Origin of the sequence: Shewanella sediminis HAW-EB3, from assembly GCF_000018025.1 — a bacterium.
Lineage (GTDB): Bacteria > Pseudomonadota > Gammaproteobacteria > Enterobacterales > Shewanellaceae > Shewanella > Shewanella sediminis.
The window spans coordinates 3943442-3958392 of record NC_009831.1 but is presented as its reverse complement, the minus strand read 5'-3'; the positions used below and the strand labels follow the sequence as shown (position 1 = coordinate 3958392).

Annotated in this window: 12 protein-coding genes; 8 read left to right on the top strand and 4 right to left on the bottom strand. The window is 46.0% G+C overall.

Translation table 11 applies throughout. The annotated features are described in order from the left end of the window. Nucleotides 1-8 precede the first annotated feature (8 nt). The 5 genes from SSED_RS17060 to SSED_RS17040 all read left to right on the top strand — a co-directional run bounded on the left by SSED_RS17060 (nucleotide 9) and on the right by SSED_RS17040 (nucleotide 7785). Nucleotides 9-893, top strand: coding sequence for an AraC family transcriptional regulator (locus SSED_RS17060; protein WP_012143594.1), 885 nt, complete (start codon nucleotides 9-11; stop codon nucleotides 891-893). 562 nt (nucleotides 894-1455) lie between these two features. Continuing rightward, complete coding sequence (locus tag SSED_RS17055) at nucleotides 1456-3066, top strand: Ig-like domain-containing protein (protein ID WP_012143593.1); 1611 nt, start codon at nucleotides 1456-1458, stop codon at nucleotides 3064-3066. 172 nt (nucleotides 3067-3238) lie between these two features. Then, nucleotides 3239-4885 (top strand): amidohydrolase, encoded by a 1647-nt coding sequence (locus tag SSED_RS17050; RefSeq protein WP_012143592.1) that lies wholly within the window; start codon nucleotides 3239-3241, stop codon nucleotides 4883-4885. Nucleotides 4886-5183: 298 nt separating this feature from the next. Beyond that, nucleotides 5184-6080, top strand: a complete 897-nt coding sequence (locus SSED_RS17045) for a type IV pili methyl-accepting chemotaxis transducer N-terminal domain-containing protein (RefSeq protein ID WP_012143591.1) — start codon at nucleotides 5184-5186, stop codon at nucleotides 6078-6080. 28 nt (nucleotides 6081-6108) lie between these two features. Continuing rightward, nucleotides 6109-7785 carry a methyl-accepting chemotaxis protein gene (locus tag SSED_RS17040; RefSeq protein ID WP_012143590.1) on the top strand — a complete coding sequence of 559 codons (1677 nt, stop codon included), beginning with the start codon at nucleotides 6109-6111 and terminating at the stop codon, nucleotides 7783-7785. 99 nt (nucleotides 7786-7884) lie between these two features. Here SSED_RS17040 and SSED_RS17035 read toward each other — a convergent pair whose 3' ends face one another. Together SSED_RS17035 and SSED_RS17030 are read right to left on the bottom strand one after the other, a co-directional pair. Further along, nucleotides 7885-8400: a GNAT family N-acetyltransferase gene (locus SSED_RS17035; RefSeq protein WP_012143589.1), complete on the bottom strand. Its 516-nt coding sequence runs from the start codon at nucleotides 8398-8400 to the stop codon at nucleotides 7885-7887. Nucleotides 8401-8614: 214 nt separating this feature from the next. Continuing rightward, on the bottom strand, nucleotides 8615-9868 hold the full coding sequence (locus SSED_RS17030; RefSeq protein WP_041422252.1) for a YeeE/YedE family protein: 1254 nt from the start codon (nucleotides 9866-9868) through the stop codon (nucleotides 8615-8617). A gap of 431 nt (nucleotides 9869-10299) precedes the next feature. On the opposite strand from SSED_RS17030, the gene SSED_RS17025 reads away from it, so the two are divergent. Then, entirely contained in the window at nucleotides 10300-11163 is an 864-nt protein-coding gene (locus SSED_RS17025; RefSeq protein WP_150104354.1) for a substrate-binding periplasmic protein, read from the top strand. A gap of 65 nt (nucleotides 11164-11228) precedes the next feature. Here the strand turns inward: SSED_RS17025 and SSED_RS17020 are convergent, their stop codons facing one another. Together SSED_RS17020 and katE1 are read right to left on the bottom strand one after the other, a co-directional pair. Then, nucleotides 11229-11891 (bottom strand): ankyrin repeat domain-containing protein, encoded by a 663-nt coding sequence (locus SSED_RS17020; protein WP_223295921.1) that lies wholly within the window; start codon nucleotides 11889-11891, stop codon nucleotides 11229-11231. Nucleotides 11892-12023: 132 nt separating this feature from the next. After that, entirely contained in the window at nucleotides 12024-13532 is a 1509-nt protein-coding gene (gene katE1 / locus SSED_RS17010) for a catalase KatE1 (RefSeq protein WP_041421758.1), read from the bottom strand. Nucleotides 13533-13729: 197 nt separating this feature from the next. On the opposite strand from katE1, the gene SSED_RS17005 reads away from it, so the two are divergent. Both SSED_RS17005 and SSED_RS17000 read left to right on the top strand, forming a co-directional pair. Then, nucleotides 13730-14302 carry a Crp/Fnr family transcriptional regulator gene (locus tag SSED_RS17005; RefSeq protein ID WP_012143584.1) on the top strand — a complete coding sequence of 191 codons (573 nt, stop codon included), beginning with the start codon at nucleotides 13730-13732 and terminating at the stop codon, nucleotides 14300-14302. 92 nt (nucleotides 14303-14394) lie between these two features. Continuing rightward, complete coding sequence (locus tag SSED_RS17000) at nucleotides 14395-14907, top strand: YgjV family protein (RefSeq protein WP_012143583.1); 513 nt, start codon at nucleotides 14395-14397, stop codon at nucleotides 14905-14907. The last annotated feature ends 44 nt before the right edge of the window (nucleotides 14908-14951 follow it).

The window sequence follows — 14951 nt, the reverse complement described above, 5'->3', positions numbered from 1 at the left end:
ATAGTTTAATGAAAAGCATCAAAAATGTACCTAATGTTGAATTTCGAGCGCCTAACATTCAAAAATCAGGAGTCGAAGTTTTAGATCTCGATATTTTTTATAAGAAGTTGTCTCAGTGTAAATTCGATCCTTCAAAACCTCATCGAATTAACTACTTTTGCTTTATCTATATAACTGAAGGTGAAGGTGGGCACTTCATTGACTTTCAGTATCATACCTTTCAGAAGGGAAGCTTTATATTCGTCAATAAAAATCAAGTGCATGCGTTTGATTTAGACAGCCGTCCTCAGGGAAAGATGATCAATGTGACTGAAGCATTTTTCGACTCAATCCTGACCAATATCCGTCTTCCCCTCTTTACGCCGACTCATCTGGTGAGTTCATACCTGCCTGTGCTCAACTTGAGTCAGACTTTGACACAGACTTGTGATGCCTTGTTATTGGAGATAGATAGGGCGCAAACACCGGCTAACAGCGACCCCCTACTGATACAGTTGCTGTTTTCTTCTCTGCTGGTGGCCTTAGCTCGAGAGCGGAAAAGTAATACGGAGCACCTGAGTGAGACGCAGACGATGCGCTTCAATCAATTCCTGTTATCAATTGAGGAGAAGTTCACCCATACAAGAGAAGCGTCGGCCTATGCGGAGATACTTCATATTTCCTATAAGTCCTTGAACCAACTCTGCAAGCTGGCTTGTGATCAAACCGCTAAACAGCTGATCGATGCTCACACAATATTGGAGATTAAGAGAAGACTCATCATAGATAACTCTCAGGTACAGGAGGTCGCCTATGAGCTCGGCTTCGATGATGTGACTTACTTCGTTAAGTTTTTTAAGAGACACACTCTACTCACTCCCTCTCAGTTCAAAGAATATTCCAAGGCGAAATAACTCAGTTATGGTTCCGTTAGCGAGGCGACCTCTTATGAGGGCGTGACTGGCCTGTGTGAGCCGTTGCCTAACTTCAACCGACTCTAATCAGATGGGGCCTCTTCACTCTGTTGGCCCCGATATCTATCTGAGTTCACAAAATGACTTCAAGGTTCGAAAAGCACCATTTTAAAGCCGATAAGTCCATGCCAGAAAACGAATCTTTCTACTACTTTTAGGGTATTAAAGTATGGGGTGAGAAGTGTCAAATATGCTTCTCGCAAACAAACTAAGCACCGAAACCTGACTGCTGTTTCAATATCGTCAGTGACTGCATTTTCTAATGCCTTGGTGGTTTAAGTTTTGTCTGCGAACAGAGGGATAAAATTTTTCATCCTTAATACATATTTTAATCATAGAGATATACCTTGGAGTTAACTAACTGTTTTTCGAGGGTGTATATCTCACACAATAATTAGCTCTAATCAAAAAACGATACATGTTTTTTGAAAGAGAGTACTAACGGTTCTAGAATAAAAATAACATCCAATATATTGAGTAATAAATATATTAAGGGCATGTCATGATGAATATAAAAGATAAACACACACCATATAAGAAGTTAATACTGGCTGGTATGATCTCTATGCTGGTGGCTTGTGGTAGCGATAACGACGATCCGCTTCCACCACCGGAAGAAAATAATCCACCGATTGCTAATCCAAGCAGTGCTGAAACCACTATAGGTACCAGTATCCTGATAGACGCTTTGGCCAACGATACCGATCCCGATGGTGATCCATTGACTATCGAAACCGTGACCGTGACATCAGGCGCAGGAACAGCATTGATTCAAGATAATAAAATCTTGTTCGTGTCAGATAAAGTCGGTGCCACAGTACTCAATTACACCATCTCAGATGGTAATGGCGGCGAGGCAGAGTCGACTGTCACTGTCGTGGTGCTATCAGATGAAGTGGCCCTGGCCTATGTCGGTACAGATACTTGTATCGCCTGTCATACGGATAAAAAAACCTATTATGAGACTGGTCATAACTTCAAGCTGACTAAGGTTAATGGAGAGAAACCACTCTACCCGTTTTCCTCTATTCCTAATGGAATCCTGGAATTTTTTGATGTAAATAACACGCTGGGTAACCCTTCAAGCTGGGCAGATATCAGTTACGTTATCGGTGGTTACAAAAGCAGTACCATGTTCATCGACCAGAATGGCTACATCATGACAGGGAATGCGGTTGGTACATTCCCTGTTCCAGAGGGGACTGAAGCGAATGCTCACATGACGTGGCCCTGGAACCCGAATGATGCACCTGATTCACATGGCTATGATTACTGTGGTAGATGTCATACCACAGGTTGGCAAGATTACACCGAAGGAGCCGGTGATAACCGCAACCTGAACAGACAAGATGATATGCCGGGTATGGGCGGTACGTTCGCTATGACCGGTGTTCAGTGTGAAAGTTGCCACGGTGCCGGTAGTGAACACGTTAAGGGCCCGTCAAAACATAATATTGTTAAACTAGCTGATGCACGTGTTCCTGGCGATTACACTGCAGATGATATGGGATATGGTAAGCCGGCTACCTGTCAAGAGTGCCATACTACCGATGATGCCGTCAGACGCTACCCATCCTACGAGTCTCCCTTTGAACAGAAGTTTGGCGCAGGCACTCTGAATGCACGCTTGAAGCGGACCTCCGGCTTTGGCCCTGAAGGGCGCAGAGATGGCCGTGGTGGCAGACATGCTGCGACAACCTTGATTGGTGCCGATCCGGATACAGGCGTGGCTATGGGTAAGAAGAAGGACTTCACCTGTTCAACCTGTCATAACCCTCACCGGTCGGAAAACTATCAGGATCAACCTGGTCATGAAGACGCGATGGTAAGAGAGTGTACTGACTGTCATGACAAGGAGTTTGCCGACGTCCCTGGTAGCGAAATCGCTTCAGCCGCTCACGAGTTCATCGCCAAGTGTACCGATTGCCACATGCCTAGTGAATCTCACCTGCTCAAGATCGATCTCGAGGGGGCAAAGGACGACCCAAGACACTTCTCTGCAGACGGCGAGTATATGAAACCTTGGCTTCGTGCTTATGATAGTTGTTCAGGCTGTCATGCGGATGACTATGACGCGCGTGCCTCGAAGATAGGACAAATTCATAAGTATTAGTTTTAGTTTTCCTGCAACTTCCTGAGGCAAATCCTCTGAAGTCAGTCCCTTGAGGTATTAGTCCAGGGCAATGCCAGTCACCGCGAGTGACTGGCATTTTTTTTGATGATTTGCGCAATTATTACCCCGTGATAGTATCAAACAGATATCAACTGGAGCAGATCATAATAAGATGAAAAAAATAATAAAATCACTTCTCGCCAGTAGCATCATTCTCAGCTTTAGCTCGTTCGCCGAAACGAGTTTAATCACTAATATCAAAGGTTACAGTGTCAATGATGGCAAGCTGACTCAGTTTAAGGCTATCACGTTTAAAGGGGACAAGATCGATAGGCTTTTTGGCCAAGATGAGCCGTTACCCGATGATGCGGATATTAAACATATCGATGGTCAGGGACAAACCATGCTGCCGGGACTGATAGATGCCCACGGACATGTATTGGGCTACGGCCTCAGTCTGATGCGGGTACAACTCAGGGGGGCTAAATCTGAGCAAGATGCGGTGGAGCGGGTACAGTTATTTCGCGTCGAAAACCCTGAGCTTAACTGGATCCAGGGACGAGGTTGGAACCAGGTACTCTGGCCTGAAAAGTCATTTCCAACGGCAGCGACCCTGGACAAACACTTTCCCGATACGCCGGTTTGGCTCAGGCGTATCGATGGTCATGCGGGCTGGGCGAACAGCGCTGCCATGAAGTTGGCCAATATTGGCACTCAAACTCAGTCTCCAAAAGGTGGAGAGATCGTCCGTGATGCTAACGGAGAACCTACCGGGGTGTTTATCGATAATGCCATGGAGCTTGTCACCGAGAATATTCCCTCTCTGACACGCTCTGAACAAAAGAGTGTGCTGCTAACCTCGATGAATGCACTGGCAAAGCTTGGACTCACCAGTGTTCATGATGCCGGCGTGGGAAGCATGACCCTCGAGGTTTACCGGTCGTTAGCCCAGTCAGAACAGATGCCGATACGCGTCTATGCCATGGTCTCGGCAGCAGATGAGCAGTTTGAGAGCTTGATGGAGAAGGGGCCTTATCAGGATCCCAGAGACAAGCTGGTCATCAGCAGCGTGAAAATATCCTCCGATGGCGCCTTAGGTAGCCGCGGGGCTGCACTCATCGAAGATTACAGCGATCTCCCCGGTCACAAAGGTCTACTTCTGTACTCAGATGGCAAGCTGACAAATACCATGAAGATGGCAATGGAGGCGGGTTTTCAGGTTAACACTCATGCCATCGGTGATAATGCCAATAAACTTGTGCTGGATAATTATGAAGCTCTGATTAAACAGACCGGTACCCGGGATTTAAGACACAGGATCGAGCATGCTCAGGTATTAAGACTCGATGATATCCCTCGATTTGCAAAGCTTAATGTCATCGCCTCTATGCAAGCGACCCATGCCACCAGTGATAAGAATATGGCTGAAGAGAGACTCGGTAGTGAGCGTATTAAGGGGGCTTATGCCTGGCGAAAGTTGCTCGACTCCGGTGCGATAATTGCGGCCGGTTCCGATTTTCCGATAGAGTCGGCTAACCCTTTCTTTGGTCTGCACGCCTCCGCGACAAGGCAAGACCAGCAAAATTTGCCCGAGGGCGGCTGGTATAGTCAGGAGAAGATGACGCTTAGTGAAGCATTGAATAGTTTTACCCGTGATGCCGCGTTCTCAGCCCATCAAGAAAAACAAATTGGTCAACTCAAACCCGGTATGAAGGCCGACTTCATCTTAATCGATAGCGATATCTTTAACATTGAACCTGAGAGTCTATGGCAGACAAAGGTCAATCAAACCTGGGTAGACGGAGTGAGAATTTACTGAATGGGGAAATCGTTTATTGGGCAAATAGCCAAGGGTCTAATAGTCTTTAACTCTGTTTCAGAACATAATTCTAACGAAGAGTTTGTGCTCTTTATTTGTTCATAGAGTTTGACCATCTATTTTGCTAAATGGTCTCAAAAATATGTAAAGAAAACTTAACGATTTGATAGAGGGGTTTATATCTTAAGTTATTGGTAAATCAGCTTAACTTTGTAAGGATAGCGAGAGCTATTGCCTTGTTATTGGACTATAGTTTTATTTAGCTAAACATTTGGCTTTAATTGAAAGGATCTCGAAAATGAAACTCTATAACCTGTTTATCAGTTCGTGCGTTTTATGTGGCTTGATGTTGGGCTTTACCTTTTCAGCTTACGCTGAACCCACCTCGGCCGAATATGGTGTGATCTTAAACCTCTCCGGTAAGCAACGTATGTTATCTCAGAAGATGTCTAAAGAGGTCACTCTGATAGGACTTAGTGTCGACGCCGAAAAAAACCTCTCTAATTTATCTGCTACCTCATTTTTATTTGATAAGACACTTAAAGGTTTGAAAGAGGGAGATGCCTCTCTGGGTCTGCCAGCTACCGAGAGTAAACGTATCGTCCGCCAACTCGATAAGGTTGCTGGCATTTGGGCCGATTTCTACCCCGTGATTCAATCTATCATCACCTCAAAATCGGTGTCAGATGAGCAGCTGGCACTGATTGCCAGTCAGAATTTGCCCTTGTTGAAGCAGATGAATAAAGCGGTAGGTTTATATGAAAAAGAGGCGAAGAAGAGTGGGCTAAAAGCGGCGCCGGGGCTCGCAGCGACACTTAACCTTTCGGGTAAGCAGAGAATGCTGACTCAGAAAATGAGTAAAGAGTTTTTCCTCATAGCCCTGAGTCATGACATTGAGCAGAATAAATTGAACTTGCTGGAAACCTACTCCCTGTTCGACCGTACGCTCAAAGGGTTAAAAGGTGGTGATGAGGTGTTAGGTTTGCCCGGTACAAAACCTCAGCACATTCGCGAACAACTGGATGTGGTTGATGGCCTATGGGTGAAGTTTAAGCCATTAGTCGAGCAGGGAGCCGATTATAAAACGACAGCAATATCTCCGGCCCAAGTCGACGCCGTTGCTCAGTCTAACCTCCCACTACTCAAGCAGATGAATGCCGCAGTAAAGCTATATGAGAAAGAGGCGGCAAAATAGTAGAACTTAACTTAGCGGGGATAACTTTATGCTAATAAAAACGAAGTTATATGCAAGTGGCGCTCTACTTTGTGTTTTGCTTATCGGGATTAGTCTTGGTGCTATGGTCTCTTTTAATGGCCTGACTCAACGTTTTGAGCAGGTTGTAGATGCGTCATCGAGTAGTGCAAAGAGTGCCGAGAAGGCAACGCAAGGCTCGGCCAGCGGAAGCGAGCAACTTGGCGTCGTCAATGCCGACATGATGTCGATTGTCGATGGCATCAAGCGTGCAAATCAAAGAACAAAACTTATCAGTAAGAAAGTCGATGATATCAACGTGACGCTGACTGAGCTGATGGATACGATCGAAGAGCTATCGGAAGATGTGACCGACGAAGATGCGCTGTCTATTCTGGAAGAGGTTAGCGATGAGATAGGCGACATCAGTGAGCGACTCAGGCGTGAGGCATTAATTAATATTGTCGATTCGTCTAAAAATATGGACAACTTCAGCGTTCAAATTTCACAGCAGGCTGCTAAGGTCTCCGAGCTTGACGTCTTCTTGCGTCAGCAGGTTGAGGTGAGTCAGTCAACTCTGGATACCAGCGCCGAAATTAAAGATCTGGCGACTGAAGCTTCCGGCGAAGTGCAATGGCAGCAAAAACTGTTTGTGTCTGCGTTAGTGATTTTGGCTTTGTTGTCTATGGCCGCCGCGTTCCTTATCGTGCGGGCCGTGATTCATCCTATCAATAAGACTGTGCACCTTATGCAGGATATTGCCGATGGTGATGGCGACCTGACTCAACGCCTGGAGGCGGAGGGGGATGATGAGATGGCGTTAATTGCCGGCGCCTTCAATCGTTTCGTTGAAAAAATTCAGGTTCTGCTTACCGACGTCACCCACTCAATGGAGGAGTTACGTCAGGCCTCGAATCAAACCCTGCAAGCGATGACGGATGGCAATGAGGCGATGCACAAACAGCAGCAGGAAGTTGAACAGATCGCCACCGCGATTAATGAGATGAGTGTGACCTCTCAGGAAGTGGCCCAGAATGCAATTGGCGCCGAAACGGCAGCGGTCGAAGTCAATGGGCATGCAGATTCGGGTAAGCTGGTCGTTAACAGTGCGTTGAGTTCGGTTGCCAGCCTTGCCGATGAAGTACAAAGTGCAGTCGATGTCATCGATTCATTGGATCAAAAGTCTTCATCTATCTATTCTGTGGTTAATGTTATTCAGTCGGTATCGGAGCAGACAAACTTGCTGGCACTCAACGCTGCTATCGAGGCTGCCAGGGCCGGTGAGCAGGGGAGAGGGTTTGCAGTCGTGGCCGATGAAGTTAGAGCCCTTGCCGCAAAAGCGGAAAGTAGTACCAAGGATATTCGGGAGATTATTGATGAAATTCAAACTTTGACCAAGCAAGCTGTGACAGCAATGGAGTCGAGCAAAACGGTGAGTTCTGATACCCTGCAAGGTGCGCAATCTGCGAGTGAGGCGCTGGATGCGATAACCGGCTCCATGCACACCGTGACAGAGATGAATACTCAAATTGCTCATGCAGCGACCGAGCAAACCGGGGTCACCGACGAGTTGAATCAGAGGGTAATTCAGATAAGCGAGTTGTCTAACCTGACATCAATCCAAGTGTCAAATACGGTAGAGACTTGTGAGTCGTTAAATCGAATAAGCGAGACGCTTTCAAAGCAGCTGACTCAATTTAAAGTGTAGGCAAGATTCGAAAAGGAAAGTGTAAACCGGGAGCCAAACGGCTCCCGGTTTTTTATTTTAACGTGTTGTTTATTCGGGAATGCTGCTGTGGGCTCACTCTTAATCTGTTTTAGTCGATAACTGCTTATGAAATACCGTGACCTTATGCCCCATATAGCTATCTCTTCCACGTTCAATCATGCCCACTTTTCTGGCTAATGCTTCGGAGCCTCTATTACCTAACAGGATTAAGGCTATGGCTTCATTGATACCAAATTGCGGGAAGGCTTCCAGTGCCTTACTTCCGGCTTCGAAGCCTATTCCTTTGCCCCAATATTCCGGAAGGTAGCGATATCCTAATTCGACTTCGTTAAATTCGGTGACAAACTTTGGTCCACAAAAACCAATCACTTTTTTATCGGCTTTATGCTCGACAGCCCAGCGGCAATAACCTAACTCTTCATAGCTTGGAAGTATGACCTCATTGAGTATCTGCTCGGCTTGAGATACCGATGACATAGGTTCGCCTGGAATATAGGTCAATATCTCGGGAATGCTGTTAAGCAGGTATATGGCATGAGTATCCTGGTCGTTGAATTGCCGTAAAACCAGCCTGTCCGTTTCAGCAATAATCAAATCTAGCTCCCCCTCTATCCTTGATGACGATTGAATTTAACTTATTTATAACATATGCGCGACTAAGAGTGATAGATATCTGCTCTTTCAGAGTTTAGAAATTTTGTAAGCGGGAGTGTTGATGGGGGCTAAGGGGAATATCCAATGGCATAAGAGAGAGTGAAGTATTCCATTACTCTACTCTGTCTTAGGTTGTTCCACTGCTTTACTCTGGCTACTTTACAACCGCTTGATGAAATCGGTTGCCGATCACGCCGCCGACAAGCAAAAAGATCAGGTAAATCCAGCCAGATAGCGACAAGTTAGCGATAGGGGTAAATAGGGCGCCAACATTACAGCCATTGGCGAAGCGAGTACCCAATCCCATCAGGAGGCCGCCTAAGGCGAAAAGTGCGAACTGTTTCGGTGAATGATTAAGCTTAAATGAGAAGGCAAATTTTCCCATGAAGAGCACGGCCACCAAGGCGCCTAACATGATGGCAAAATTTTGCACTGAAATCCCATGGCTGAAGAATGGGGTGGTAAACATAGCCGTTGGGCGATGGGTAAAGTTGGCAATGTCATCTACACTGACCCCAAAGGCCATTAAGCCTTTAGCGAACCAGATCCCGAATGGCGTCGACGCGCCCCATCCAGCGCCTGTGGACATCATCATCACACCAAAGATTAAGGCGATAACGAGCGCCGTGGTCTTCATCTCCCATAGGTTACCCAACCACTGTCGATAGCTGTCGATACTCAATAGGGTGAAGCCTTGCTCAGTACCTCTTGCTGTCATTTTTTGACGTGCGATCTCTCCATCGACACCTAAGAATGATCCATTGGCGCGACGGTAGTTTTCATACTTCTTGGCGCAAAACACCACTATGCCGGCGAGTATCATCGTCATTAATACAGCCATAAAGTAGCCGTTTAATGGGCCCCAGCTAAATAGATCCGGGAGGTAGACGCCCTTACCGGTGAAGCTGGCTGAAGAAAATGCCGTCGTGGTGATCCAGCTCTGGGTCGCCTGGAGTGGAAAGCCTATGAAAACACCGGCGCCAAAAAAGAGCAATGTCGTTAACGCACGGGGAACATCACTCACCAACTCGACCATGACGCCTGTCGCGCAGCAGCTCGACAGACTCATGCCTGCACCAAACATCACGCCCCCCAGGAGTAAGCCTAAATTGATTGGATTAACCCAGAGATCGTAATGATTGATATCAGAATTGAGCAATAACCCGGCATTGATAACAGCGGTCACCACGAACATCAGCATTAAGGTTTGTAAGAGTTGAGTCGAGCCGCGCCTGTAGGCACGATTAACACTTCCGGCAAAACCAATCGAGCCCTTGGCTAAGGCGAACCCAAGACTTAAACCGAACAGTAAGCGTAAAAAAAGAGATGAGTCCTCAAGCAGTGTGCCACCTAAGACGAGGGTGACAATAAGGATTAAGACGGCAGATAGCGCTTGTTTTTTATTCATTAAGACAACAATTTTAAAGTAAATGAAGTAGATAACAGAGAAGTGACATTGGCTGAGTCGCCATGTTTCAACTGATAAAAACACAGGAGTTAAATGATGGGCGAATTGTCGTGATAACTCGGTTCCATGTCCAGTGTTTGATATGACCATTTGGAATATCTTGGTCGGTCTGGCTATATTGATTTTTGAGTCGTTTAAGCCGTTTTGAGACTCATTATTACAGGTTTCCTCTCTGGAATGGATTACTTGAGGGAGCAGGCAAGAGAGTTACCTCTTATCACCGAGGAGTTCTCCCCGGCAGTTGCTCAATAGTGGAGTTTTCGTTGGTGAGGTGACACTGAGGCTATCTTTATTGCTTCGATGGACAAAGGCGATTTCATCGACTAAAAGATCTTTAGGTGTATCGGAAAATTCGGCCGATGGAGAGCATCTTGAGTAATTGCATTTTGGCACTGAGTATTAAATCCTGGCATAGAGTTGCCATTCGTTTATTGGGCCGTAGCCTCTGCCTTGTAGGGTTAGTGTTGTCTATGGGGGCAGCTATTGGGGCTCCCGTCGCTTCAGCGTCACCTGACAGGCCATTTAGAGTCTGTTTTGAGATGCAAGATAATATGCCTTTTATTCAGGGGGTACCTGAGGATGGTGTGATAGTACTCGGTGAGCATGGAGTCTTAGCGGATCTGTTAATCCTTGCGGCAGAGCAGCATGGTATAGAGTTAAGCTTCTCCTTTATGCCTTGGAAGCGTTGCATTCAGCGGCTGGGTCAAGGCAAGGTCGATGGGATCATTGCCGCTATCTGGTCTTCTGAACGTGACTCATGGGGCGTATTTCCAAAGATGGGGGAAGCGGTAGATAATGAGATGGCTATCTGGTTTGTCGATTACCTCATCTATACTAAGTCAGGCTCTGGACTCAATTGGGATGGCAGTGATTTTTCTGGTGTCCGCCACGGTATTGCGGCACCACTGGGTTATATTGCATACCAAAAATTGAGTGAACTTGGGGTGTTACATGAGCAAAACCTCTCCCTTACCGATGGCTTCGCGCTATTGGCGTTGGATCGTCTGGATGGTTATGTGGTTGAGGAGAGCATTGGCCGCCGGGTTATTGATGATCTGCAACTGACCGATAAGCTAGTGTCGCTAACAACTCCTTTTATGCGTGTGCATTGGTTTATGCCTGTTTCTCATCAATGGTATAGGGCTCATTCTGAGTTCTCATTAGAGTTTTGGCTTACCCTGAAGGGTATCCGAGAAACTCAGGGAGAGGCCCTGTTGCAACATTATCTTGAGTAGCCTTCTGATCTCAAGTCCGAGCACAATTTCAAACCCAAGCCTGAGCTTGAACCCTAACTTAAGCGTTATCTTTGTAGTGAGCTTTCCATCTGTTGTAAGCGCTCGCTCTGCCCCCAATACAAGGCAAATTCATTTAATGTCATACCCGATTTGTTCGTTAAATAGGCATCACAAGTCTGACTGTAGAGGTGTTTCATTATTGACCATTCCCCCTTGATGAGCGCGCCCATGATGGCTGTGTTACCGCGTTTATCTTGAAGGCAGGCGTTGGATCCTCGTGCTAACAAGCTGAGTGTCGCTCTCTCCTGTCCGTTGTAGGCTGCAACCATCAGTGCGGTATAGCTTTGTGCATTTCGCTGATCGATGGGAAACCCGGCATCGATGAAGTGGGTTAACAGTTCGATATCTCCGGTTCTGGCTGCCGCAAAAAAGTAGTTCATGAGTTCCCTTGTTTGTTCACCGTGTTGAGGGGGAGTAACCTGGGCAGGATTTTGCTTGCTATCAGCCTTTAAGATATCCCTTGTTGCGGTGGTTTGCTTAACTTCTGTGACATTTGTATCAAGAGCCAAAGTGTTACCCGGGTGGGAGGAGATTGAAATTTCTTCTACAAGATCGAGTGTGCTTGCCATAGGAAGCGAGATATACAGAAGCGATATAAAAGTACTTACCGCCAGATTAACTGAGAGTAGTAGCAAAATGGATTTTATCGATAGTGAGCTTGTCATCATAATCTTAATATTTGATAAATATGGTATTAGTTTCAAAGTCGGGTTGCCCGCAAGACACACTCTTTGTGGGCAGAAAGAGCTAATTTACGTCTTGCGGGGCTTACTCGGTTAACACTTGCCCAAGTTTACAGTTTAACTTTTTATTCTTTTTTTCACTTCGCTCAGATCACCGTTCACGGCCTTAGTGAGTCGTTCACCAAAATCCTTATCGGCTTGATAGAAGTAGCTCAGCATCTGGTGCTTCACATTGCTATCTCTTACTTTCCCCAGATCGCCCGATAGGTTAGTAATAAGGTCGCTCCTGTCTTGTTTGCTTAAGCTACGGTACAAGATGCCTGCCTGAGTGAAGTTATCTTGCTTAGGGATAGCCGCCTGCTGAACCGTACCGGACAGAGGTGTGTTTACCGAACGATAGCGCGCATCTTCAGCCAGATCTAAGTTGACACTAGGTTGATAGTTAACATCAGAGCGTGTATTACCGAAATTAGCCGCTCCCTCTTGGTTATGATTAGCTACATTGGCCTTAGCTTGGTTGATCGGCAGCTGAGATAGGTTGGCCCCCAGGCGATACAGTTGAGTATCGGCATATGAGAAGATACGTCCCTGCAATAATCTATCTTCAGATGGCTCTATGCCCGGGATCAGATTTGATGGGGCAAATGCCGCCTGTTCAGTCTCCTGGAAGAAGTTGTCGGGAACACGATTGAGTGTCATGGTGCCCACCTTAGTTTCAGGCACATCCAGCCACATCTTGGTTGCATCGAGTGGGTTATAGTCAAACTTGTTCAGATCTTCAGGGCTTATTACTTTGACCTTAAGGTCCCATTTAGGGAAGTTACCTTGATCTATTTGGCTATAAAGATCATCGGTCAGGTGATTAAAGTTCTGCCCCTGTATTTTTGTGACTTCATTGGGTCTTAGTCCTTCGACACCCTGTTGACTCACCCAATGGAACTTAACGTATTTAACCCGGTTTTCATCATTAATAAACTTGTAAGCGTGTACACCCCAGCCGTCCATCTTACGGTAACTGGAAGGCGTACCTAAATTGGTATAAACCCAAGTCAGCATATTGGTTGCCGTCGCTTCGTGGCTGAAAAAGTCGAAGAAGCGGTTAGGGTCTTGCTTATTGGTTACCGGCGATGGTTTTAGTGAGTGCACCATGTCCGGAAACTTTATTGCATCGCGGATGAAGAATACCGGTAGATTGTTACCAACCAGATCCCAGTTACCCTGCTCGGAGTAAAAACGGGTGGCGAACCCACGGGGATCACGAAGAGTTTCAGGAGAGCCTTTGGAGTGGACCACCGTTGAGAAACGAACAAATACAGGTGTCACCTTATTTTTTTTAGCAAATGGTGCCGCTTGAGTGAGTTCACCGAAATCTCCACTCGAGATAAACTCTCCATGCACTCCAGTACCTCTGGCATGCACTACACGCTCAGGAATACGTTCACGGGCGAAGCGTTGTAGTTTCTGAATAAGTTGAACGTCTTGAAGAAGTACGCTGCCGTTACTACCGGCCGTGATTGAGTTTTGGTTATCACCTACCGGTGCACCATTGTCACGGGTTAATGTTTCAGCCTGTACGGTAAATGCCAGACTCATCGATATTACTAAACAGCTTTTTGTTAGATCCATTGGGGGGTCTCTTAAATGTATAACGTTGTGCTCTTTCTGCCTGTAAATATTATTGATCGATATGTGCGATTGCATGAAGTGGTATGTATCGATTCGGTGAATCTAGAAAATCTATTAGACCTGAATTAACTAAACATTTTCTCAATGGTTTATGTGCTAGTCTTGGCCGATAAGACTCGAAGAGGCTGGTTGTTTTGATGGTGAGTAGATTCACAGAGGTTGTTAATTTTTTCTCCGGTTTTGGCATTCCAAGTGAGGTGGTTAAATCACAACTGTCTCAATTCAGGTCGATCTCATTGGGCACAGCTGAGGTGTTACTCGTTCAGGGGGCGGAGCAGGACTATGGTTATTTTATTGTGTCTGGCACGCTTAGAGCATGTCATTACGGGGAGAGTGGCCTTGAACGATGTAAGGAGTTTTATTTTGAGGGAGAGCTATGTTTCCTCTATTCAAGTTGGTTGCAGGGAGTGGCGGCTCAATATCAAATCGAAACTATCTGTGATGCTGAAGTGATAAAAGTCCCCTTGAGCTTACTGGCATTACCTCATTTCTTACCCGCTAAAGTCGCACTATTGCAGCAACAACTGATATTTAAAGAGCAGAAAGAGGCCCTCTTATTACTCAATACCCCGGAACAAAGGTATCGGCACCTGCAGCAGTATTGGCCGCATTGGGTGAGTAAGCTTAACAACATTCAAATTGCCAGCTATATAGGCATCAACCCTGTCAGCCTGTCTCGATTAAAAGCGAGAATTAAGTGCGAAAAATAAAGAGAACAACTTAACTTAAGTTAATTCCTCCTTTGCGGTTTCTCCCCATAATCCCTGCATAATTTTTATCATAATTTTCGCAGGGGGAAACAGTGTCGGCATTTATCTGGTCTCAAGTGTTGATAGCCATTGCCATCGTATTCGATCTGGTATCATTTCAATTTAAGCAGAGGCAAAAAATCGTCTGTTGCTTATGTGTCTCAGGCATCTTGATTAGTGCTCATTTTGTTTTACTGGAACAGTGGACCGCAGCAGGCTTAATGTTGCTGGCAAGTATTCGTTATTTTTCCAGTATATTCACTACCTCTAAGAGGTTGATGCTCCTCTTTTTAACCAGCGCCTTAATGATCACCTTGATGACGTTTACCGGCTTAATCAGCTTGTTGAGTTTTAGCGGAACGGTATTTCAAACCACGGCTGCATTTTGTCAAAGCGACCAACGTCTGCGGCAGCTAATGATTGTGGGGACTTCTCTGTGGCTGATTCATAACTATCTGGCTGGTTCGCCGACCGCCGTGGTCATGGAGCTGTTGTTTATTGGCAGCAACATCATCGGCTATTACCGATATTATGGGGTGAGTCTGCGGCTGCAGGCTAGGTGCTGACTTTGTTCTATCGATTAGATGGCTAAAGACAGGGTTAAAACCAA